Genomic DNA, 20,444 nt, shown 5'->3' on the forward strand with positions numbered 1-20,444 from the left:
GAGTGGGGCGCAGGGTGCATATAGGGCGCCGGAAGGAAGCTGCTGCGGCAGTCGCCGGAAGCCGGTTCGGCCACCGGAGGGTGGTTGGCCGCCGGGCGTCAGCGGGGCGCCGGGAGGATTCGGCCGGGCGTCAGCGGGCGGCTGGGGCAACGGGTCGCCGGGCTTCGTGAGAGTGGGTGAGTCGCAGGGGTCCGATCGGCTGCCGGAACAGCGGATCGCCGCCCACCAGGGATTGGTCGGCCGCAGGGGCCAGTGCGTCGCTGAGCGTTAGTGGGGGCGCCGGCCAGCCGCCGGGGTCAGCGACCGCCAGGTCAGTCCACCGCAGGGCGTCGGCCGACCACGGGGTCCAGTGGCCGGGACGGCCCGCCCGTCGCCAGCTCTCGGCCAACGCGCTGCTTGGCCTTACCGGCGCGCGGGTCGCCGGGAGCCGGCTGGCGGCCGGGCAGCCCAGGGGCGAGAGCGAGTAGGTCGTCGAAAGCCGCCGGGTCAGTGGACTACCGGCCGGGAGTCGGCCAGCCGCAGGGGCTGGCCTGCAGCCAGGTCTCCGCTGACGCTTCGGGCGCTCGACCGCGGGGCGCCGCCCGCCCACCGGGGGACAGCTCACCGGCGAGAGCAAATAGGCCGCCGGAAACTGACCAGCCGCCAGACGTCAGTGATAGCCAGGTCAGTCCACCGCAGGGTGTCAGGCGGCCGCAGGATCCGGCTGGTCACGTCCAGATGACCGTCGGGTCCAGCCAGCCCGACGGCCCGCCGACCGTGACGGCCCGTTGGCCGTGACGGCCCGTTGGCCGTGACGGCCCGCTCGCCCCCAGGTCTCAGCTAACCCGCTGCTTCGCCTTCGGGCGCTGGACTTCGACCTCGACCCCGGTCTTTGCCTCGGCCGTCTCCAGGAACGATTCCGCGTCGGCCACGGCGTCGCGGGCCGGCAGGGTCTTGAAGACCCAGGTGCGGTAGGACCAGAAGCGGAACAGTGTGCCGAGGCCGATGCCTACGACCTTGAAGATGTTGCGCTCCAGTGAGCTGTCCCAGCCGAAGCCGTAGATCGCGGCGAACAGGATGCCGTTCTCGATCACCAGGCCCACCGCACTGAAGGCCAGGAACAGACTGAGCTCCTTGGTGCGGGCGCTCTTGTCGCGGTCCCGGTACGTGAAGTAGCGGAAGCCCAGATAGTTGACGCCGATCGCGACGACCGTGGCGATCACGTTCGCGCGCACCGCCTGCAGGCTGGTCAGATGCCACAGCAGGTTGGAGACGCCGAAGTTCACGACAGTGCCGAGCGCACCCACCGCACCGAACTTGGCGATCTCGTGCGCGAGCCTTCGAAGCCCCGAGGAACCGCGTCCCATGGTTGTGAAGGCCCCCGTCCGGGTAGGTTCCGACGTCGTTTATCGGATTCGTCAACTCAGCCATGCTAACCACCACCCTCCGCAAACGCCTGTGGATGAGCTCACAGGTCGGAAACAGGTCGGGAAGAGCGTGGAAAGAGAGGCGAAAGAGGGGAAAGGTCCGGGAAGGGGAGGGTAAGAGTCCCGGAAAACGGCCGGAAATCGGTCGCCCCGGCGCGGCCGATACCCTAGGGGCGTGACGTTCCCCGTAGTCGGCATGGTCGGCGGAGGCCAGCTCGCTCGTATGACACACGAGGCAGGCATCCCGCTCGGCATCAGGTTCAAGCTCCTCAGTGACACCCCTCAGGATTCCGCGGCGCAGGTCGTGAGCGATGTCGTCATAGGCGACTATCGCGACCTCGACACGCTGCGCGAGTTCGCGAGGGGCTGCGACGTGATCACCTTCGATCACGAACACGTACCCACCGAGCACCTCAGGGCCCTGGAGGCGGACGGCATCCCCGTGCGCCCCGGCCCCGACGCGCTCGTGCACGCCCAGGACAAGGGCGTGATGCGCGCGAGGCTCGACGCGATCGGCGTGCCGTGCCCACGGCACCGCATCGTCGCCGACCCGGCGGACGTGGCCGCCTTCGCGGCGGAGGGCGACGGCTTCCCCGTCGTCCTCAAGACCGTCCGCGGCGGTTACGACGGCAAGGGCGTGTGGGTCGTCGACTCCGCCGAGGAGGCCGAGGATCCGTTCCGCGCCGGCGTCCCCGTGCTCGCAGAGGAGAAGGTCGACTACGTACGGGAGCTCGCGGCGAACGTCGTCCGCTCCCCGCACGGCCAGGCGGTCGCGTACCCCGTCGTGGAGTCCCAGCAGGTGGCCGGCGTCTGCGACACGGTGATCGCGCCCGCCCCCGGCCTCGACGAGACGCTGGCGCTCAAGGCCGAGCAGATGGCCCTGAGCATCGCCAAGGAACTGGACGTCGTCGGCCACCTCGCCGTCGAGCTGTTCCAGACCCGCGACGGCCGCATCCTCGTCAACGAGCTCGCGATGCGCCCGCACAACTCCGGCCACTGGTCGCAGGACGGCGCGATCACCAGCCAGTTCGCCAACCATGTCCGCGCGGTCCTCGACCTGCCCCTCGGCGACCCGCGCCCCCGCGCCAAGTGGACCGTGATGGTCAACGTCCTCGGCGGCGACTACCCGGACATGTACTCCGCGTACCTGCACTGCATGGCCCGCGACCCCCAGCTGAAGATCCACATGTACGGCAAGGACGTGAAGCCCGGCCGCAAGGTCGGCCACGTCAACACCTACGGCGACGACCTGGACGACGTCCTCGAGCGCGCACGTCACGCAGCCGGCTACCTGAGAGGCACGATCACCGAATGACCACCGCTGCCGGCCCCGTCGTGGGCATCGTCATGGGTTCCGACTCCGACTGGCCCGTCATGGAGGCGGCTGCCCAGGCCCTCGACGAGTTCGAGATCGACTACGAGGTCGACGTCGTCTCCGCCCACCGCATGCCGCGCGAGATGATCGCGTACGGCGAACAGGCCGCCGAGCGCGGTCTGAAGGTGATCATCGCGGGTGCCGGCGGCGCCGCCCACCTGCCGGGCATGCTCGCCTCCGTGACGCCGCTGCCGGTCATCGGCGTCCCGGTGCCGCTGAAGTACCTGGACGGCATGGACTCCCTGCTGTCGATCGTGCAGATGCCGGCCGGTGTGCCCGTCGCGACCGTCTCCGTCGCCGGCGCCCGCAACGCCGGTCTGCTCGCGGCCCGCATCCTCGCCGCCCACGACGAGGAACTCCTCGGCCGTATGCGGGAGTTCCAGCAGGAGCTGAACGACCAGGCCACCGAGAAGGGCAAGCGCCTGCGCGCCAAGGTCGAGGGGTCGAACGGCTTCGGCTTCGGCTCGGGGAAGTGACGGCGATGACCTCCGCCTCGCTGGAGGCGGCCCGGGAGCTCCTCGCCGAGTTCCCGGTCGTCGACGGGCACAACGACCTGCCCTGGGCCCTGCGCAAGCAGGTCCGCTACGACCTCGACGCCCGCGACATCGCCGTACACCAGAACGCACATCTGCACACCGACATCCCGCGCCTGCGCGAGGGCGGCGTAGGCGCGCAGTACTGGTCGGTGTACGTGCGCTCGGACCTCCCGGACGCGGTGCCCGCGACGCTCGAACAGATCGACTGCGTACGGCAGTTGCTGGCGCGGTATCCGGCGGACCTGGCGCCCGCGCTGACGGCCGCCGACATGGAGTCGGCGCGCCGGGACGGCCGTATCGCATCCCTCATGGGCGCGGAGGGCGGCCACTCGATCGCCGACTCCCTCGGCACGCTACGGGGGTTGTACGCGCTCGGCGTCCGCTACATGACGCTCACCCACAACGACAACGTGGCGTGGGCGGACTCGGCGACGGACGAGCCGAACGTCGGCGGTCTGTCGGCCTTCGGCCGCGAGGTGGTCCGGGAGATGAACCGGCTCGGCATGCTGGTCGATCTCTCGCACGTGGCGGCGACGACGATGCGGGACGCGATGGACGCGACGAGCGCCCCGGTGGTCTTCTCGCACTCCTCGTCCCGTGCCGTCTGCGACCATCCCCGGAACATCCCGGACGACGTACTGGAGCGACTGCCCGGCAACGGCGGCGTCGCGATGGTGACGTTCGTGCCGAAGTTCGTGCTCCAGGCGGCGGTGGACTGGACGGCCGAGGCCGACGAGAACATGCGTGCGCACGGCTTCCACCACCTCGACACCACCGCCGAGGCGATGAAGGTCCACCGCGCCTTCGAGGAGCGCACCCCGCGCCCCGTCGCCACGGTCTCGACGGTCGCCGACCACCTCGACCACATGCGCGAGGTCGCGGGCATCGACCACCTCGGCATCGGCGGCGACTACGACGGCACGGCCTTCACACCCGACGGCCTGAACGACGTCTCCGGCTACCCGAACCTGATCGCAGAGCTGCTGGACCGCGGCTGGTCCAAGCCGGACCTGGCCAAGCTGACCTGGCAGAACTCGGTACGGGTGCTGGGCGCGGCCGAGGACGTGGCCCGCGGCCTTCAGGCGACCCGCTCGCCGTCCAACGCCACGATCGAGGAACTCGACGGCGAGAGCGGCTGAGCTTCGAGGGCGGGGCGGCCCGGGGTCGCTGAACCGGCGGACCCCCGAACGCCGCACCCACCAGGAAGCCCCCTCGGCTCCGTGCGACGGTGACCGTACCCCCGGACGATCCCGACGTACGGAGCCAGCCATGGCAGACCTCCAGGACGAACGGCCCACCCGGACCGAGGTCAGCAAGCACGACGCCCTGCCCGTATCGGAGCCGGACGCCGTGCCCCTGGAGCGTGCCCACGCCATCCTCGACGCGTATCCCGTCGCCGACGGGCACAGCGGACCGCCGTGGGCGCTGCGGAGCCTGCCCTGGTACGACCTGGAGCTCGGCGAGAGCGCACTCGACACGGACGTGCCCCGGCTGCGCGAGAGCCATGTCGGCGCGCTGTTCTGGTCGCTGCACCTGCCGGAGGGCGTCGACGGGCTCCGGGCCGTGGGTGCGACGCTGGAGCAGCTCGACGTCGTGAACACCGTCGTGCACGCCCACCCCGAGGGCCTGCGTCTCGTCCACACCGCCGGGCAGGCCACCGACGCCCGCAACTGCAGCCGGGTCGCCGTCCTGCTCGGCCCCGCCCAGGCCGCAGCCCTCGGCGACTCCCTCGGCACCCTGCGCGCCCTGCACGCGCTCGGCCTGCGCGTCCTGACCCTGTCCGGCACGTCCTGGGCGGGCGAGAGCGGGCTGACCCGGTTCGGCGAGGAGGTCGTACGGGAGATGAACCGGCTCGGCGTCCTCGCCGACCTCTCCGGCGCCGGTGCGGCCACCGTCCGCCGCACCTTCGTGGTCTCCAAGGCGCCGGTCCTGTTCACCCGCTCCGCCGCCCGCGCCCTGCGCGCCCACCCGGGCAACCTCCCCGACGAGCTGCTCGCCGAGCTCGGCGCCGCCAAGGGCCTGTGCATGGTGCCGCTCACCGCCGACCAGACCGGCCCGTCCGTCCGCGATGTCGCCGACCATCTCGACCACGTCCGCGAGGTGGCGGGACCGGAGTGCGTGGGCCTGTCCGGCACCTACGACACCGACACCGCACAGCCGCAGGACCCGGGCGACGCCTCCCGCTATCCGCACCTCATCGCCGAGCTTCTGCACCGCGGCTGGTCCGAGCCTGAAATCGCCCTGCTGACCTGGGGAAACGTCCAGCGAGTCCTGCGCAGCGCCGACTTCACGGCCCGCGCCACCCAGCAGCGCCGGGATCCGTCGACTGCGAAGATCGCCGACCTGGACGGGTGACCAGGTCCTTCAGACGCGGTCGGCGGGCTCGACCCGGCAGAGGCAGAACGGATGCCCCGCCGGATCGGCGTACACCTGGAAGTCCTTCTTCTCCCGGTCCTCCAGGTCCAGCGGCCGCGCGCCCAGCGCGAGCACCTTCTCGTGCGCCGCGTCGATCTCCGCCCAGGTCGCCCCGGCGTCGAAGTCGATGTGGAACTGCTGCGAGTTGCGGTCCGAGCGCGGCCACTCGGGCGGAGTGAGGCCCTCGGCCCGTTGGAAGGCGAGCCGCGGCCCGCCCGGGATCTGCAGGACCACCCAGTCGTCGTCCTCCTTCTCGGGGGTGCCGCCCCCGACACCGGCGTAGAAGCCGGCGAGCGCGCTCGGATCGGGGCAGTCGAGTACGACGGATCGGAAACGTGCCACGGTCACGACGGGTCCTCCCGGTTCAGCAGGCGCAGAGGCAGAACGGGTGCCCCGCCGGGTCCGCATACACACGCCAGCCGCGCGAGCGGTCCGTCGCGTCCAGCGGCTTCGCGCCGAGCGCCAGAGCGCCCGCCTCGGCCGCGTCCAGGTCCTCGACGGTCAGGTCCAGGTGGAACTGCTGCGAGCGGTCCGGGGCCGGCCACTGCGGGGCCACGAACCCGGGCGCGGCCTGGAAGGCGAGCGACTGACCGCCGGGCACTTTCAGGTCGACCCACTCGCCCTCGCCCTCCACCGTGCCGTCGAGCAGCTCGGCGTAGAAACCGGCCAGTGCGCGCGGGTCGGGACAGTCCAGGACGACTACGCCCAGCTTTGCGAGAGCCATGACTCCTCCTTGAGTTCCTCGAAACCACGTTACCCATAGAGTTGGGTAACCGGTAACGGTTACTGTATGCTGCCTCATTGGAGGTAACGTCGCAAGCATGAGTGAGAGATCGGCCGCACCGGCGGGCCTGGCCCTGGTGGAGTCCCTGGTCAACACCCTGGACGTCGAGTCGGGCGCCGACGCGCTCGAGACGGCGGACGGCCGCGCTCGCCTCGGGCTCACGGAGGAGGAGGTGCCGGGAGCGCGCGAACTGCGTGAATCGCTGCGCGCGGTCCTGCTCGCCCACGCCGGCCACCCGCCGCACGCCACGGTGACGCCCCTGGGCGACCTGCTGGCCGCCGCGCCCCTGCACGTGACGATCGACGCCGGAGACGGCTCGGCCGCCCTCGCCCCCGCAGACGCACGCCCCCTGCACTACCGCGTCGCCGCCGCCGTCGCCGAGGCCCTGGTCGCCGGCACCTGGCTCAGGCTGAAGGCCTGCGAGGCCGAGACCTGCCACTGGGCGTACTACGACCGCAGCCCGGCCGGCCGCGGCCGCTGGTGTTCGATGCAGGTGTGCGGGGCGCGCGCGAAGATGCGCCGGTATCGGGCGAAGTAGTTCAGAAGGAGTTCACCGGCCGCGGCACAGGCCGGTGGTGCAGAATGCAACAAGACGCCGGTTCGGCCGACTGAGCCTCGGCCGAACCGGCGTCGTTCGCGGCTATGCGGTCGGGCGGCCCATCGCCCGGTACGTCCACCCCGCCTTGCGCCACAGCGCCGGGTCGAGCGCGTTGCGCCCGTCGAGGATCACCCGGGCCGCCGCGACCTCGCCGAGCGCCGCCGGGTCCAGCTCGCGGAACTCCCGCCACTCGGTGAGATGCAGGACGACGTCGGCGCCCCGCACCGCGTCCAGCGCGGTGTCGGCGTAGCCGAGCGTCGGGAAGACCTTGCGGGCGTTGTCCATGCCCTTCGGGTCGTAGACGGTGACCTGGCCGCCCTGGAGGTGGATCTGCCCGGCGACGTTCAGCGCGGGGGAGTCCCGTACGTCGTCCGAGTCGGGCTTGAAGGTGGCGCCGAGCACCGCGACCCGCTTGCCCAGGAAGGGCCCGCCCCCGAGCACCTGCCGGGCCAGCTCCACCATCTGCCCGCGCTGGCGCATGTTGATCGAGTCGATCTCGCGCAGGAAGGTCAGCGCCTGGTCGGCACCCAGCTCGCCGGCGCGGGCCATGAACGCCCGGATGTCCTTGGGCAGACAGCCGCCGCCGAACCCGATGCCGGCCCGCAGGAACTTCTTCCCGATCCGGTCGTCGTAACCGATCGCCTCGGCGAGCTTGGCGACGTCACCGCCCGAGGCCTCGCACATCTCGGCCATCGCGTTGATGAAGGAGATCTTGGTGGCGAGGAAGGAGTTGGCCGAGGTCTTCACCAGCTCGGAGGTCGGGAAGTCCGTGACGATGAACGGCGTCCCCTCGCCGATGGGGGTGGCGTACACCTCCCGCAGCAGCTTCTCGGCCCGCTCGCTGCGCACACCCACGACGATCCGGTCCGGGTGCAGGGTGTCCTGCACCGCGAACCCCTCGCGCAGGAACTCCGGGTTCCAGGCCAGCTCGGCGTCCTCGCCGGCCGGTGCGTTCGCGGCGAGGTAGGCGGCCAGGCGGTCGGCCGAGCCGACGGGCACCGTGGACTTGCCGACGACGAGGGCCGGACCCGTCAGATGCGGGGCCAGCGAGGCGAAGGCAGCGTCGACGTACGACATGTCGCAGGCGTACTCGCCGTGCTTCTGCGGGGTGTTGATGCACAGGAAGTGGACGTCGCCGAACGCCCCGACCTCGGCGTAGTCCATGGTGAAGCGCAGCCGCCCGGTCGACCCCTCGAACCCGGCGACATGCTTGCGCAGCAGCTCCTCGAGACCGGGCTCGAACATCGGGGCCTCGCCCCGCTCCAGCTTCTCGATCTTCTCCGGTACGACGTCGAGAGCGAGCACCTCGAAGCCCAGCTCGGCCATGGCCGCGGCGTGCGTGGCGCCGAGGTAGCCGGTGCCGATCACGGTGATCTTGAGGCTCATGGATGCTCCAGACGGGTGCGGAGTTTGCTGCGCTGCCCGAGCATATCCGGGGCGTTCGAAGGGCTTCCCACGGGCAACTGATGGGCAGCCTGCCCGCTGTCGCCAAGCTCACGTATCACTCCCGTGAGCCGCCCCCTAAAATTTGAGTTACTTAACGGTAATTAGCGCCATCACCACAGTGCGTCAGAAGCGTCCTTGGAGCGTGAGAAACCTTGGCCGGATCGGCTGACTTCGACCTGTACCGCCCGTCCGAGGAGCACGACATGCTCCGCGACGCCATCCGCTCCCTGGCCGAGGCGAAGATCGCGCCGCACGCCGCCGCGGTGGACGAGGAGGCCCGCTTCCCGCAGGAGGCCCTGGAGGCGCTGGTCGCCAATGACCTGCACGCCGTGCACGTACCCGAGGAGTACGGCGGCGCGGGCGCGGACGCCCTTGCCACGGTGATCGTGATCGAGGAGGTGGCGCGCGCCTGCGTCTCCTCGTCGCTGATCCCGGCCGTGAACAAGCTGGGCTCGCTGCCCGTGATCCTCTCGGGCTCCGAGGACCTGAAGAAGAAGTACATGACGCCGCTCGCCAAGGGCGACGCGATGTTCTCGTACTGCCTCTCCGAGCCGGACGCCGGCTCCGACGCGGCCGGCATGAAGACCAAGGCGGTCCGCGACGGCGACCACTGGATCCTCAACGGCGTGAAGCGCTGGATCACCAACGCGGGCGTCTCCGAGTACTACACGGTGATGGCGGTGACCGACCCGACGAAGCGCAGCAAGGGCATCTCCGCCTTCGTCGTCGAGAAGTCGGACGAGGGCGTCTCCTTCGGCGCCCCCGAGAAGAAGCTCGGCATCAAGGGCTCCCCGACCCGCGAGGTCTACTTCGACAACGTCCGCATCCCCGCCGACCGCATGATCGGCGAGGAGGGCACGGGCTTCGCGACGGCGATGAAGACCCTGGACCACACCCGCATCACCATCGCGGCCCAGGCCCTCGGTGTCGCCCAGGGCGCCCTCGACTACGCCAAGGGCTATGTCCAGGAGCGCAAGCAGTTCGGCAAGCCGATCGCCGACTTCCAGGGCATCCAGTTCATGCTCGCCGACATGGCCATGAAGGTCTCGGCCGCCCGCGCGCTGACGTACCAGGCCGCGGCGGCCTCGGAGCGCGGCGACAAGGACCTGACCTTCCAGGGCGCGGCGGCCAAGTGCTTCGCCTCGGACGTGGCGATGGAGGTCACCACGGACGCGGTGCAGCTGCTGGGCGGGTACGGCTACACCCGGGACTACCCGGTGGAGCGCATGATGCGCGACGCGAAGATCACGCAGATATACGAGGGCACGAACCAGGTCCAGCGCATCGTCATGGCGCGCAACCTGCCGTAGCCGCGGCCTACCGATCGGCCTAGTGACGGCGAAGCCCCCGGAGTGATTCCGGGGGCTTTTGTCGCTTTGACGGTGGGGGGTTCGTAGTGGATTGTTCGCGTCCGCCCGATGGCGCCGGACTGCGGGCGGGCGTAGGACGGAAGGGCACGGGGCCCGCCCCGGACCCCTGAAGTCTCCGAGGAGGAGCCATGACCCAGACCGGACCCATGAGCGCCATGAGCAAGCAGATGCAGGACTGCGTCGAGGCCTGCATGTCGTGCCACAGCATCTGCGAGGAGACCATGAGCTCCTGCATGCAGATGGGCGGCCAGGCCCAGATGCAGATCATGCGCGCTCTCATCGACTGCTCCGAGATGACCCGTATGTGCGCGGACATGATGATGCGCCGCTCGCCGCTGTCCGCCGAGATGTGCGCGATGTGCGCCAAGGCCTGCGACATGTGTGCCGAGGCGTGTATGTCCATGCCGGACGACCCTCAGATGATGCGCTGTGCGGAGGCGTGTCGCCGCTGCGCCGAGATGTGCCGCACGATGGCGGGCGCCACGATGTGACGACCGGCCGACCGGTTCCAGGGGCACCCCGCTGGGTGCCCCTGATCCGTGTCGGGCAGTCTGACCCCCATGACCGACTCCGATCCGCTGCCCGAATTCCCCTACCACCCGGACCCGTTGGCCACGGGATGCGTCAGGGCCTCCGACGCGCTGTGCGTCTGCTGCGGGCGCCGACGGGGCTACATCTACCCCGGGCCGGTGTACGCCGTGGACGACGGCCTCGACGACGCCCTGTGCCCGTGGTGCCTCGCGGACGGCAGCGCCGCCGAGCGCTACGAGGCGCAGTTCACGGAGGTCGAGGGCCGGGTGCCGATGGAGATCGTGCGCACGGTCGAGCAGCGCACCCCCGGGTTCGCCGGCTGGCAGCAGGAACGCCGGCTCACACACTGCGACGACGCGGCCGTCTTCCTCGGCCGCGCGGGGGCCCGCGAACTCCGGCCGTACCCGGACGCGTTGGAGCACCTCGCCGAGGAGTTCGACGAGACCTTCCTCACGGCCCTCGACGCCGACGACCAGCCCACCGCCTACCTCTTCCGCTGCCGGCACTGTGCCCGGCACCTGGCCTACGCGGACTTCACATGACGAGCGCGACCGAGGCCTTCGACGCGGCCGAGCGGGAGATGTGGGGCGGGCGGGCCGAGGCGTACGCAGGGAGCTTCGCGCGGCTGTGTGCCCACCCGGTGGAGGCGCTGCTGGACGCGGCCGGGGTGGCGCCGGGGGCGTACGTCCTCGACGTCGGGACCGGGACCGGGGCGGCGGCTCTGGCGGCGCAGGGCCGTGGGGCGCGGGTGGTGGCCGTGGACGCCGACGCGGGCATGGTCGAGGCGGCGAGAGCGCGAGGGGTCGACGCTCGGATCGCCGTACTGCCCGAACTGCCATTCCCGGCCGACGAGTTCGATGCCGCCGTAGGGAACTTCGTCCTCAACCACGTCGGCCGGCCACGTGCCGCACTGGCGGAGGTGCAGCGGGTGCTGCGGTCGGGTGGGCGGGTCGCCCTGACCCTCTGGGGTGGGCGGAACGCCGGGATGGAGCTGCTGGGACGGGCCTGCGAGGCCGCGGGGGCCGTGCCACCGGAGTGGCTGCCACGACTCGATCCCGGCGAGGACTTCGACCGTACGGCCGAGGGCGTGGCCCGGCTGCTCGCCGACGCCGGTCTCGGCGAGGCCCGGTGCGTCGAGGTCGGCTGGGAGCATCGCGCCGGCGTCGAGGAGTGGTGGAGCGGGGCCGCCGCCGGGATCGGCAACGTCGGGCGCGTCATCACGGCGCAGGACCCCGAAACCGTCGTACGGATCAAGCAGGTCTACGAGCGTCTCAGTGCCGAATTCGCGGACCTCCAGGGGCAGTTGGTGCTGCCCTGTACCGCCCTGCTGGCCTCCGGGCGTCTCAGCTGAACAGTGGCTGCAGTGCCCGCTCCAGGTCCGCCGCCGTGTGGAAGTGCACTGCCTGCATCCCCAGCGCGGCCGCCGCCTCGGTGTTCTCCTCGCTGTCGTCTACGAAGAGGCAGCGCTCGGGGCGGGCGCCGGCCGACTCCGCCGCCAGGCGGTAGATGCGCGGGTCCGGCTTGGCGAGGCCCACGCGGGCGCTGTTGACGACGTCGTCCGCGAGGTCGGCCAGGCCGAGCGCGGTGAGGTCGTCCTCCAGGCGGAGAGTGGCGTTGCTGACGAGGACCACCGGCACCCGGGTGCGCGCGTGGCGCAGCAGGGACACCACCGCCTCGTCGGCCGCGAACGGCGACTCCAGCAGGGCCGTGCCCAGCTCCCACGCCGTCGACTCCTCCGGCACGAGCCCGGCCAGGCCCTCCGCGATCGACTGCACCCACTCCTGCTGGTCGATCCGCCCCAGCACCATCGGCTCGACCCGCTCCGGCGCGAAGGCGACCTTCGTGGTCGTGCCCTCGGCCAGCCCGGCGGCCCGCTCCAAGGCGTGCAGCCCGGCGGGGTCGTAGTGCCGGATCACGTTGTCCACGTCGCAGAGCACCGCGTCGAACGGGGCTCTGCCGGGCTGCTCACTCACTCGAGACCGTGACCTTCTGGTCGTTGTTCAGCTCGTTCACCAGCGTCTTCACCTTCGCCTTGTCCCAGACGAGGTTGCCGCCGGTCGAGCCGGAGATCGGCATGTTCATCGAGATGCCGTCACCGCCGCTGACGCCCTTCATCGCCCAGAACATGGACGCCAGGTCCCACAGGCTCATGTCCTTGTCGACCGTCAGCGAGTCCAGGCCGGCGCTCATCGTCGGGTACAGCTTGAAGGGGTTCAGGACCGTCGACGGGGTCGCCACCTGGTGGGCCAGCGCGGAGAGGAACTTCTGCTGGTTCTTGGTGCGCTGCAGGTCGCTCGCCGCGAAGGCGTGCCGGGTACGGACGAAGGCCAGGGCCTGCTCGCCGTTCAGCGTCTGCTTGCCCGCCTTGAAGTCGGCGCCCGAGTACTTGTCCTTGAACGCCTTGTCGATGGTGATGTCGACACCGCCGACCGCGTCCACGATGTTCGCGAAGCCGGCGAAGCCGATCTCCACGTAGTGGTCGATGTGCAGACCCATGTTGGCCTCGACCGTGCGCACGAGGAGCGTCGGGCCGTCCTCCGCGTAGGCCGCGTTCAGCTTCGTCTGCCGGCCCGTGCTCTGGTAGGTCTTGCCGGAGGTGGAGCCCTTGTACGTCGGTATCGTCACGTTCGAGTCGCGGGGCAGGGAGATCAGTGTGTCGCCGCTGTCGCCGACGTGCAGGATCATCATCGAGTCGGTCCGCTTGCCCTCAGCGGACCCCGTGTGCAGGTTCTTCTTCTGCTCGGAGGACAGCCCGGCCCGGCTGTCGGAGCCGACGATCAGGTAGTTCGTGCCGTCCCCCGCCTCCGGCCGGTCGATGACCGTGGAGAGGTCGACGTCGCGGTGCAGCTTGGAGTCGGCCCAGAAGTAGGTAGCCACGGACGTCACGACCAGCACCGTCACCAGCGTGATCGCCGTCCACTTGATGCGGCGCCGCCAGTTCGGCCGCGGCCGCAGGTCGCCGCCCGGTCCACCGGGGCCGCCGTTCCCGCCGCCGTACACCTGGCCGGTGTTGTAGCCGTCGTAGCCGTTGTCGGCCGCGGTGTCGTCGCCGTAGCCGCCGCCGTACCCCTGGCCGTCGACGTAGTTCGGCTGCTGGGGAACCCGCCCGCCGTACGGCGGCGCGGACTGGCCGGAGCCCCCGTACGCGCCCGAGGAGGGCCGGCGGACCTGCCGCATCGCGCGCGCACCTTCAGGTGCGCCGGCGCTGCCGCGTCCGTACCGGTTGCGGTTGTCGTCGGACCATGCCTCGGGCCAGTCATTCATGGGCCCCAGTGTGCAGGGCGCGACTACGTCCATTACAAGGGTCGTAGGAAAATCAGGGCACTGCTGTTGCGAACCCAACACAAAGTCCGCAGATGTCACCTCGGCATAAGGTGGACGCCATGACAGACCAGGCCCCCGTCGCGGAATCGGACACTCCGGATATCCCCGGCAAGCCCACCTCGGCGTCCCGGACCACGCTCAGCCACATCATGACCCACAACGACACCAACCTTCTGGGCACGGTCCACGGCGGCGTGATCATGAAACTGGTGGACGACGCGGCCGGCGCAGTGGCCGGCCGGCACAGCGGCGGGCCCGCGGTCACCGCGTCCATGGACGAGATGGCGTTCCTGGAGCCGGTCCGCGTCGGCGACCTCGTGCATGTGAAGGCCCAGGTCAACTGGACCGGCCGGACGTCGATGGAGGTCGGGGTCCGGGTGCTGGCCGAGCGGTGGAACGAGTCCACCCCGCCCACCCAGGTCGGCTCCGCCTACCTCGTCTTCGCGGCCGTCGACGCCGACGGCAAGCCGCGGCCGGTGCCGCCGGTCCTGCCGGAGACGGAGAAGGACAAGCGCCGCTACCAGGAGGCCCAGATCCGCCGGACACACCGGCTGGCGAGGCGGCGGGCGATCATGGAACTTCGGGAGAAGCGGGCAGCCGAGGGCCTCGACGACTGAGAGCCTGCGGCACCGCGGCTACTGCGGGCACGTCACCTGGTCCCCGGTCACCACTCCGGGCTCGCCCTGGTCCGGGTCCTCCGCCCGTACCTTCTGCACCTGCTTGAAGTCGGCGCCCGCGATCACCTTCAGCATCGGGCCGAGGCCCTTCACCGGCCGCGTCTCGCTGCCGGGCAGCGCGGCGGCCAGCGACTTCGCCGAGCGGTCCCAGCGAGGGTCGTACTCGACGACGGTCCGCTTCACGGTCCGCTGGGCCGCGGCCGCCGGCATCCGGGTCGTCAGGAAGCCCGTCGCCGCCAGCGCAGCGTCCACGCGCTTGCCGAGCCCGTCCTTGGGCGTGCCGTTCTCGACCTGGACGTGGATCTGCCGCGGGTCCACGTCGACCTGCACCGTCTCGGGCCGCCCGTGCTGCACGGCCAGCGGCTTGTCGTCGCGCAGGGACCGGAAGAGCCGGTCGGCCTTGGCGGTGTCCCATTTCACGGTCGAGCCGATGTCCTTGACGGGGTATCCCATCTGCCCGATGGGCACCGTCGTGAACTCCGAGGACGAGGGGGAGAAGTTGCGCATCGCCCGGCCCAGGTCCAGCAACTCGTCGGTGCCGAAGCCCTTGTCGGCGCGGACCGAGCCCAGCACCGCCCGCGTCACGTCCCGGAACTTCATCGGGTTCAGCAGGATCCCGGAGGACGTGGCCCGCTCGATGAGCGCCGCCAGGAAGCGCTGCTGACGCTTCATCCGGCCGAGGTCGGAGGCCCCGTCGAGGTGGCGGGCGCGGACGTACTGGAGGGCCTGGCCACCCATCAGGGTGCGGGTGCCGGCGGGCAGGTCGAGTCCGGTGTACGAGTCCTTCAGGGGTACGGCGGTGCAGACCGCGACCCCGCCCAGTACGTCCACCGTCCTCATGAAGCTGGTGAAGTCGACCTCCAGATAGTGGTCGATCTTCACGTGGGTCATGTCCTCGACGATCTGCACCGTGAGGTTCGGGCCGCCCTCCGCGTACGCCGCGTTGAGCTTGATGGGGTGGCCGGGCTCCTTCTTCCCGCCGGCCTCGTCGACGCGCTCGGGCGTAGTGACGTACGAGTCACGCGGCAGGCTCACCACGCTCGCCCGCTCCCGGTCCGCCGAGATGTGCACGATCATCATCGTGTCCGTGCAGTGGCAGGGGGCGCCGCCCAGGTGGTAGCGGTGCCGCTCCTGCACGCTGATCTTGTCGCGGCCGTCCGTGCCGACCAGCAGGACGTTCATGCCGTGTCCGGCCTGCGGACGGTTCTTCATGTCCTTGAAGGGATCCACCCGCGCGATGTCCGCGTCGAGGCTGGAGACCACCGCGTGCCCGATCCCGGCGGAGGCGAGGACGACCACGGAGAGGGTCGTCACGGCCCGCATCGCCCAGCGTGGCCTCTTCCGCCGTACGGGGGGCCGCGGCGCGCGCTGCTGCGGGGCGCGCACGGGCTGGGGGCGGCGCTGCGGGCGGGCCGGGGCGGCGGACCGGGGCTGCGTGGGCAAGGGAGACACCTCCGGGCGGCGGCCGTACGTGGGATCGTGAGCACCGTAGGCCCATACGATCTGTGGCCCGGGCCACCGCCCCGGCGGGGCGCAGAGCTGTCCCCCGTTCGCGGTAACGTGAGCCCTCTATGAACGCCAATCCCGACGTGCAGCTCCCCGCCGTGTCTGTGATCATGCCGGTCCTCAACGAGGAGCGGCATCTGCGCGGAGCCGTCCAAGCGATCCTCGCGCAGGAGTACGCCGGCGAGATGGAGGTCGTGATCGCCCTCGGTCCGTCCACGGACCGTACGGACGAGATCGCCGCCGAGCTCGTCGCCGAAACTGCGCCCAACAAGAACAAGCGCGTCCACACCGTCCCGAACCCGACCGGTCGCACGCCCGCCGCCCTGAACGCCGCGATCAAGGCCTCCCGCCATCCGATCGTCGTCCGCGTCGACGGCCACGGCATGCTCTCGCCGAACTACATCACCACCGCCGTACGGCTCCTGGAGGAGACCGGCGCGCAGAACGTCGGCGGCATCATGCACGCCGAGGGCGAGAACGACTGGGAGCACGCGGTCGCCGCCGCCATGACCTCGAAGATCGGGGTCGGCAACGCGGTCTTCCACACCGGAGGCGCCGCCTGCGAGGCGGAGACCGTGTACCTCGGTGTCTTCCGGCGCGAGGCGCTGGAGCAGCAGGGCGGGTACAACGAGGAGTTCATCCGCGCCCAGGACTGGGAGCTCAACTTCCGCATCCGCGAGGCCGGCGGGCTGATCTGGTTCTCGCCGGAGCTGAAGGTGTCGTACCGGCCGAGGCCTTCGGTCAAGGCGCTGGCCAAGCAGTACAAGGACTACGGCCGCTGGCGGCACGTCGTCGCGCGCTACCACGAGGGCTCCATCAACCTGCGCTACCTCGCGCCGCCGACCGCGGTCCTCGCGATAGCGGCGGGCATCGTCCTCGGTGCCCTGGTCACCCCCTGGGGCTTCGTGATCCCCGGTGGCTATCTCGCGGCCATCGCCCTCGGCTCGGTCCCGGCCGGCAAGGGGCTGCCGCTGAAGGCGCGGCTGCAGATCCCCGTCGCCCTCGCCACCATGCACATGTGCTGGGGCTGGGGCTTCCTGACCAGCCCGAAGTCGCTGGCGAAGCGGGTCATCGCGTCCCGCCGCCCCGCGGTGCTCGCCTCCAACTGAGCACCGCAGGGCCTCTGTTGACCCGTACCGACCCGGACTACCAGGTGTAGTCCGGGTCGACGTGCATGCACGCCTTGGTGTCCGAGCCGTTGAGGGCGCTCGCCGACTCCGGTGTCGTGTCGTCGTCGTCCGCGGCCGTGTACTTGGCGCCGGAGCGCCAGTCCGCACCGACGATCAGCGTGACGCCGCTCACGTCCGTGGACTTCTCCACCTGGCTCGTCGGGATGCCGAGGGCCTTGGCGACCCGCTGGGCGTCGCCCTCGAGGTCGGCGCTCGGGTAGCGGATCACGGTCTCGTCCTCGCTGAGCAGGGTCGAGGAGTCGGCCTCGGCCTCGTCGAAGCCCTTGCCGACGAGCAGCTGGGCGACGGCGCTCGCCCGCCCGCTCACCGGGGCGAGGGTGCTGCTCTTCGTGCCGTTCTGCACCTGTACGGCGATCTTGTCGTCCGCGGCGGCGGGGTCCGAGGACGTCGTGGTCTTCTTCGACTTCTTCTTGTCCTTGCCGTCCAGCGCGATGTCCTCGCGGACCAGCCGGAACAGCTTCGACGCGTCCGTAGGCTTGGGCAGCACCCGGTTGCCGTCCGAGGAGTACACCCACGGCATCGTCGTCATGGTGATGCGCTTGGTGGGGACCTTCTTCAGCTCCTTGCTCAGGTCGTAGAGCTTCGTCACGGTCCCGAGCCCGTCGTCCACCGTCAGCGCCTTCGTGGCCGTCTCGGCGAGGCTGCGCAGCTTGCCCGGGTTGCTGAGGGTGGCGTTCTCACGCAGCTGGCGGACCATCGAGTTCATGTACATGTGCTGCGCCTTGGTGCGCGCGATGTCGCTGCCGTCCTCGAAGCCGTAGCGCGTGCGCAGCCACTGCAGGGCCTGCTTGCCCTTGATCGAGGTGGTGCCCTTCTTCAGCTTCAGGCCCGAGCCGTGGCCGGAGGAGGTGTGCGAGTAGATGTTGGCGTCCACGCAGACCGGGACACCGCCGATCGCGTCCGCCATCGACACCACACCGGAGAAGTCGACCATCATGAAGTGGTCGATGTGGATGTCGGTCAGCTTCTCCCAGGTCGCCACCGTGCAGCCGGGGCCGCCGCGCTCCAGCGAGGCGTTGGTCATGGTGGAGGTGCTCGACGCGTACGTCTTGCCGCTGTCGGGGTCCGTGCACTTGGGGATGGAGACCAGGGTGTCGCGCGGCATGCTGACGACCGACATGTTGGTGCGGTCGGCGGAGACGTGCAGCAGCATCTGCACGTCCGCGCGCGGGGCGGTGTTGTACGTGTCCTTCGCGCCGCCGAGCTTCTGGTTCTCCGCGGAGTCGCGGGCGTCGGAGCCGATCAGCAGGATGTTCAGCGGGGTCTGCCCGGCGGCGTTGGCCTTCGACTTGGCCGCGCGGTCCTTCTTGTCCCCGATGTTGAGGTCGTCCTTCTTGAGGTTGTCGTTGAGGTGCTGGTAGTAGAGGTAGCCGGCGCCCGCGGTGCCGACTATGAGCACCGCCAGGACCATCGCCGACCAGCGCAGTATCCGGCGCCCGCGGCGCCCCCGGTCACCGCCCTGGCCGCCGCGTCTTCGCCGGCCTCCGCCACTGCCGCCGCGCCGCTGCTCCGGCACCCTCTCGCTGCCCTGCGGAGTGAGGGACATCGTGTCCTCGACCGCGGGAACGCTGCTCCGCGCCAACTCTCTGTCCTTTCAAACCCTTGCGCTCCGGGCTCTCGGACGTGAGCGCGCCTCATCATTCTGCAGCCACTTAGGAGTCAGCTGTGGGTCACCATGTGAAACCCGGATTAACGTGCATGCAGGCCCCGTCGTCCGCTCCGTTGAGGGCCTCGGCGGACTTCGGGGTCTTGTCGTCCTCCTTGGGCGCCCGGTACGCCGTACCTTCCCGCCAGTCGGCACCCACGACGAGCGTGACGCCCGAGACGTCCGTCGACCGCTTCACCGAACTCAGCGGAATCCCGAGCGACTTGGCGACCGCCTGGGCGTCGCCCTCCAGCTCGGCGCTGGGGTAGCGGACGACCGTCGTGGGCTCGCTCAGGACCACGCTCTGGTCGGCGGCGGCCTCGGCGAAGCCCTTGTCCACGAGCAGCCCGGCCACCGTGCTCGCGCGCCCGCGGGCCGGGGCGAGGGTGTCGGTACGGGTGCCGTTCTGCACCTGGACCCCGATCTCGCCGTCGGGGGCGGCGGGGTCGTCCGAGCCCTTCTCCTCCGCGCCGGCGGCCTTCTTCCTGTCCTTGCCGTCCAGCGCGATGTCCTCGCGCACCAGCCGGAAGAGCTGCTCGGCGTCCTCGGTGGGCTCGACGCGGGCGCCCACGTACCGGTTCGGCATGGTGGTCATGGTGATCCGCTTCGGCTCCACCTTCCGCAGATCGTTGCCGAGGTCGTAGAGCTTCTTGACGGTGTCGAGGCCGGGGTCGACGGTGAGGGCCTCGGTGGCCCGCTCGGCGAGCGTGCGCAGCTTGCCCGGGTTGCTGAGGGTGGCGTTCTCACGCAGCTGGCGGACCATCGAGTTCATGTACATGTGCTGCGCCTTGGCGCGGGCGAGGTCGCTGCCGTCCTCGAAGCCGTAGCGGGTGCGCAGCCACTGCAGGGCCTGCTTGCCCTTCACCGGGTGCGTGCCCTCCCGAAGCCTCAGCCCGGAGCCATGGCCCTGCCTGTCCCGGGAGAGGATGTTCGCGTCCACGCACACCGGGACCCCGCCGATCGCGTCCGCCATGGACACCACACCGGAGAAGTCGACCATCATGAAGTGGTCGATGCGGATCCCGGTGAGCTCCTGCCAGGTGGCGACCGTGCAGCCGGGACCTCCGTGCCCGAGGCTCTGGTTCGTCATCACCCGCCCGTCGCTCGCCGCGTACACCTTGTCGTCGTCGGGGTCGGTGCACTTCGGAATCCGTACGAGGGTGTCGCGCGGCATGCTGACGACCGACATGTTGGAGCGGTCGGCCGACAGGTGCACCAGCATCTGGACGTCCGCCAGCGGCGCGGACCCGAAGGTCTCCTTCGCGCCGCCGAGTTGCTGGTTCTCCTTGGTGTCCCGGGCGTCGGAGCCGATCAGCAGGATGTTCAGCGGGGTCTGGCCCGCGGCGTTCGGCGTCGGTGCGGCGACCTTGTTGTCGCCCAGGTTCAGGTCGTCGTGCCGGATGTTGGCATTGAGATGCCGGTAGTAGAGGTAGCCGGCGCCGGCCGTGCCGAGTATCAGGACGGCCAGCGTGGTCGCGGTCCACCTGAGCAGGCGGTGCTTGCGCGGTGCCCGGCGTGCGCCGTGGCGCGCGTCGCCGCCGTCGTCGGCCGCCTCCGTCGGCTCGGCCTCCCGCACACTGTTCTGCGCCACTTCCCGTCCTCCCACCCCCTGGCGCGCCATGGAAGAGGCCCGCCGCACGT

General features: G+C 70.5%; 20 protein-coding genes. 11 read left to right on the forward strand and 9 right to left on the reverse strand.

All coding sequences use genetic code 11. The features are described from left to right. Nucleotides 1–815 precede the first annotated feature (815 nt). A complete protein-coding gene (locus tag ABZ880_RS12165; protein WP_361260447.1) occupies nt 816–1,346 on the reverse strand; it encodes a GtrA family protein in 531 nt (176 codons plus the stop codon). A gap of 235 nt (nt 1,347–1,581) precedes the next feature. Here ABZ880_RS12165 and ABZ880_RS12170 point away from each other — a divergent pair, with 235 nt between their 5' ends. From ABZ880_RS12170 to ABZ880_RS12185, 4 genes are all read left to right on the forward strand, one after another. Beyond that, nucleotides 1,582–2,721, forward strand: a complete 1,140-nt coding sequence (locus tag ABZ880_RS12170; protein ID WP_361260449.1) for a 5-(carboxyamino)imidazole ribonucleotide synthase — start codon at nt 1,582–1,584, stop codon at nt 2,719–2,721. Further along, nucleotides 2,718–3,257, forward strand: coding sequence for a 5-(carboxyamino)imidazole ribonucleotide mutase (gene purE, locus ABZ880_RS12175; RefSeq protein ID WP_361260451.1), 540 nt, complete (start codon nt 2,718–2,720; stop codon nt 3,255–3,257). The genes ABZ880_RS12170 and purE overlap by 4 nt, the downstream gene beginning before the upstream one ends. Nucleotides 3,258–3,262: 5 nt before the next feature. Beyond that, nucleotides 3,263–4,456, forward strand: coding sequence for a dipeptidase (locus ABZ880_RS12180; protein ID WP_361260558.1), 1,194 nt, complete (start codon nt 3,263–3,265; stop codon nt 4,454–4,456). Between the two features lie 130 nt (nt 4,457–4,586). Then, the gene (locus ABZ880_RS12185; RefSeq protein WP_361260453.1) at nt 4,587–5,672 is read left to right on the forward strand and encodes a dipeptidase; all 1,086 of its coding nucleotides are present in this window, start codon (nt 4,587–4,589) and stop codon (nt 5,670–5,672) included. 9 nt (nt 5,673–5,681) lie between these two features. Here the strand turns inward: ABZ880_RS12185 and ABZ880_RS12190 are convergent, their stop codons facing one another. Together ABZ880_RS12190 and ABZ880_RS12195 are read right to left on the reverse strand one after the other, a co-directional pair. Next, a complete protein-coding gene (locus ABZ880_RS12190; protein ID WP_361260454.1) occupies nt 5,682–6,140 on the reverse strand; it encodes a VOC family protein in 459 nt (152 codons plus the stop codon). Continuing rightward, a complete protein-coding gene (locus ABZ880_RS12195) occupies nt 6,097–6,456 on the reverse strand; it encodes a VOC family protein (RefSeq protein ID WP_361260455.1) in 360 nt (119 codons plus the stop codon). Before ABZ880_RS12195 ends, ABZ880_RS12190 begins: the two co-directional genes overlap by 44 nt. Before the next feature lie 97 nt (nt 6,457–6,553). Here ABZ880_RS12195 and ABZ880_RS12200 point away from each other — a divergent pair, with 97 nt between their 5' ends. After that, nucleotides 6,554–7,054 carry a CGNR zinc finger domain-containing protein gene (locus tag ABZ880_RS12200; RefSeq protein WP_361260457.1) on the forward strand — a complete coding sequence of 167 codons (501 nt, stop codon included), beginning with the start codon at nt 6,554–6,556 and terminating at the stop codon, nt 7,052–7,054. A 102-nt stretch (nt 7,055–7,156) separates the two neighbouring features. Here ABZ880_RS12200 and ABZ880_RS12205 read toward each other — a convergent pair whose 3' ends face one another. Beyond that, entirely contained in the window at nt 7,157–8,500 is a 1,344-nt protein-coding gene (locus tag ABZ880_RS12205) for a UDP-glucose/GDP-mannose dehydrogenase family protein (RefSeq protein ID WP_361260458.1), read from the reverse strand. A 212-nt stretch (nt 8,501–8,712) separates the two neighbouring features. Between ABZ880_RS12205 and ABZ880_RS12210 the strand changes: the two genes are divergently transcribed. The 4 genes from ABZ880_RS12210 to ABZ880_RS12225 all read left to right on the forward strand — a co-directional run bounded on the left by ABZ880_RS12210 (nt 8,713) and on the right by ABZ880_RS12225 (nt 11,812). Next, a complete protein-coding gene (locus ABZ880_RS12210) occupies nt 8,713–9,870 on the forward strand; it encodes an acyl-CoA dehydrogenase (RefSeq protein ID WP_361260460.1) in 1,158 nt (385 codons plus the stop codon). Between the two features lie 188 nt (nt 9,871–10,058). Then, nucleotides 10,059–10,421, forward strand: a complete 363-nt coding sequence (locus ABZ880_RS12215; protein ID WP_361260462.1) for a four-helix bundle copper-binding protein — start codon at nt 10,059–10,061, stop codon at nt 10,419–10,421. Between the two features lie 69 nt (nt 10,422–10,490). Continuing rightward, nucleotides 10,491–11,003 carry a CbrC family protein gene (locus ABZ880_RS12220; RefSeq protein WP_361260464.1) on the forward strand — a complete coding sequence of 171 codons (513 nt, stop codon included), beginning with the start codon at nt 10,491–10,493 and terminating at the stop codon, nt 11,001–11,003. Beyond that, nucleotides 11,000–11,812, forward strand: coding sequence for a class I SAM-dependent methyltransferase (locus ABZ880_RS12225; protein WP_361260466.1), 813 nt, complete (start codon nt 11,000–11,002; stop codon nt 11,810–11,812). Before ABZ880_RS12220 ends, ABZ880_RS12225 begins: the two co-directional genes overlap by 4 nt. Here the strand turns inward: ABZ880_RS12225 and ABZ880_RS12230 are convergent. Beyond that, complete coding sequence (locus ABZ880_RS12230) at nt 11,805–12,434, reverse strand: HAD-IA family hydrolase (RefSeq protein ID WP_361260468.1); 630 nt, start codon at nt 12,432–12,434, stop codon at nt 11,805–11,807. The two genes, ABZ880_RS12225 and ABZ880_RS12230, sit on opposite strands and share 8 nt — an antisense overlap. Further along, nucleotides 12,427–13,725 carry an LCP family protein gene (locus tag ABZ880_RS12235; RefSeq protein WP_361260470.1) on the reverse strand — a complete coding sequence of 433 codons (1,299 nt, stop codon included), beginning with the start codon at nt 13,723–13,725 and terminating at the stop codon, nt 12,427–12,429. Before ABZ880_RS12235 ends, ABZ880_RS12230 begins: the two co-directional genes overlap by 8 nt. Before the next feature lie 119 nt (nt 13,726–13,844). On the opposite strand from ABZ880_RS12235, the gene ABZ880_RS12240 reads away from it, so the two are divergent. Further along, nucleotides 13,845–14,402 carry an acyl-CoA thioesterase gene (locus tag ABZ880_RS12240; RefSeq protein ID WP_361260472.1) on the forward strand — a complete coding sequence of 186 codons (558 nt, stop codon included), beginning with the start codon at nt 13,845–13,847 and terminating at the stop codon, nt 14,400–14,402. Between the two features lie 18 nt (nt 14,403–14,420). Here the strand turns inward: ABZ880_RS12240 and ABZ880_RS12245 are convergent, their stop codons facing one another. Next, complete coding sequence (locus tag ABZ880_RS12245) at nt 14,421–15,785, reverse strand: LCP family protein (RefSeq protein ID WP_361260560.1); 1,365 nt, start codon at nt 15,783–15,785, stop codon at nt 14,421–14,423. A 248-nt stretch (nt 15,786–16,033) separates the two neighbouring features. Here ABZ880_RS12245 and ABZ880_RS12250 point away from each other — a divergent pair, with 248 nt between their 5' ends. Beyond that, on the forward strand, nt 16,034–17,077 hold the full coding sequence (locus ABZ880_RS12250; RefSeq protein WP_361260474.1) for a glycosyltransferase family 2 protein: 1,044 nt from the start codon (nt 16,034–16,036) through the stop codon (nt 17,075–17,077). Between the two features lie 37 nt (nt 17,078–17,114). On the opposite strand, the gene ABZ880_RS12255 is transcribed toward ABZ880_RS12250, so the two are convergent. Further along, the gene (locus ABZ880_RS12255) at nt 17,115–18,704 is read right to left on the reverse strand and encodes an LCP family protein (RefSeq protein ID WP_361260562.1); all 1,590 of its coding nucleotides are present in this window, start codon (nt 18,702–18,704) and stop codon (nt 17,115–17,117) included. 124 nt (nt 18,705–18,828) lie between these two features. Beyond that, nucleotides 18,829–20,424 carry an LCP family protein gene (locus tag ABZ880_RS12260; RefSeq protein WP_361260476.1) on the reverse strand — a complete coding sequence of 532 codons (1,596 nt, stop codon included), beginning with the start codon at nt 20,422–20,424 and terminating at the stop codon, nt 18,829–18,831. Between the last annotated feature and the right edge of the window lie 20 nt (nt 20,425–20,444).

Source organism: Streptomyces sp. NPDC047043, assembly GCF_040644055.1.
In the GTDB taxonomy this organism is placed as follows: domain Bacteria; phylum Actinomycetota; class Actinomycetes; order Streptomycetales; family Streptomycetaceae; genus Streptomyces.

Bases quoted from the DNA above. Each gene is read 5' to 3' on its own strand.
- ABZ880_RS12165 (WP_361260447.1), bottom strand. From the start codon at position 1,346: ATGGGACGCGGTTCCTCGGGGCTTCGAAGGCTCGCGCACGAGATCGCC.
- purE (WP_361260451.1), top strand. From the start codon at position 2,718: ATGACCACCGCTGCCGGCCCCGTCGTGGGCATCGTCATGGGTTCCGAC.
- ABZ880_RS12180 (WP_361260558.1), top strand. From the start codon at position 3,263: ATGACCTCCGCCTCGCTGGAGGCGGCCCGGGAGCTCCTCGCCGAGTTC.
- ABZ880_RS12185 (WP_361260453.1), top strand. From the start codon at position 4,587: ATGGCAGACCTCCAGGACGAACGGCCCACCCGGACCGAGGTCAGCAAG.
- ABZ880_RS12190 (WP_361260454.1), bottom strand. From the start codon at position 6,140: ATGCGGACCCGGCGGGGCACCCGTTCTGCCTCTGCGCCTGCTGAACCG.
- ABZ880_RS12195 (WP_361260455.1), bottom strand. From the start codon at position 6,456: ATGGCTCTCGCAAAGCTGGGCGTAGTCGTCCTGGACTGTCCCGACCCG.
- ABZ880_RS12200 (WP_361260457.1), top strand. From the start codon at position 6,554: ATGAGTGAGAGATCGGCCGCACCGGCGGGCCTGGCCCTGGTGGAGTCC.
- ABZ880_RS12205 (WP_361260458.1), bottom strand. From the start codon at position 8,500: ATGAGCCTCAAGATCACCGTGATCGGCACCGGCTACCTCGGCGCCACG.
- ABZ880_RS12215 (WP_361260462.1), top strand. From the start codon at position 10,059: ATGACCCAGACCGGACCCATGAGCGCCATGAGCAAGCAGATGCAGGAC.
- ABZ880_RS12220 (WP_361260464.1), top strand. From the start codon at position 10,491: ATGACCGACTCCGATCCGCTGCCCGAATTCCCCTACCACCCGGACCCG.
- ABZ880_RS12225 (WP_361260466.1), top strand. From the start codon at position 11,000: ATGACGAGCGCGACCGAGGCCTTCGACGCGGCCGAGCGGGAGATGTGG.
- ABZ880_RS12235 (WP_361260470.1), bottom strand. From the start codon at position 13,725: ATGAATGACTGGCCCGAGGCATGGTCCGACGACAACCGCAACCGGTAC.
- ABZ880_RS12240 (WP_361260472.1), top strand. From the start codon at position 13,845: ATGACAGACCAGGCCCCCGTCGCGGAATCGGACACTCCGGATATCCCC.
- ABZ880_RS12245 (WP_361260560.1), bottom strand. From the start codon at position 15,785: ATGCGGGCCGTGACGACCCTCTCCGTGGTCGTCCTCGCCTCCGCCGGG.
- ABZ880_RS12250 (WP_361260474.1), top strand. From the start codon at position 16,034: ATGAACGCCAATCCCGACGTGCAGCTCCCCGCCGTGTCTGTGATCATG.
- ABZ880_RS12255 (WP_361260562.1), bottom strand. From the start codon at position 18,704: ATGTCCCTCACTCCGCAGGGCAGCGAGAGGGTGCCGGAGCAGCGGCGC.
- ABZ880_RS12260 (WP_361260476.1), bottom strand. From the start codon at position 20,424: ATGGCGCGCCAGGGGGTGGGAGGACGGGAAGTGGCGCAGAACAGTGTG.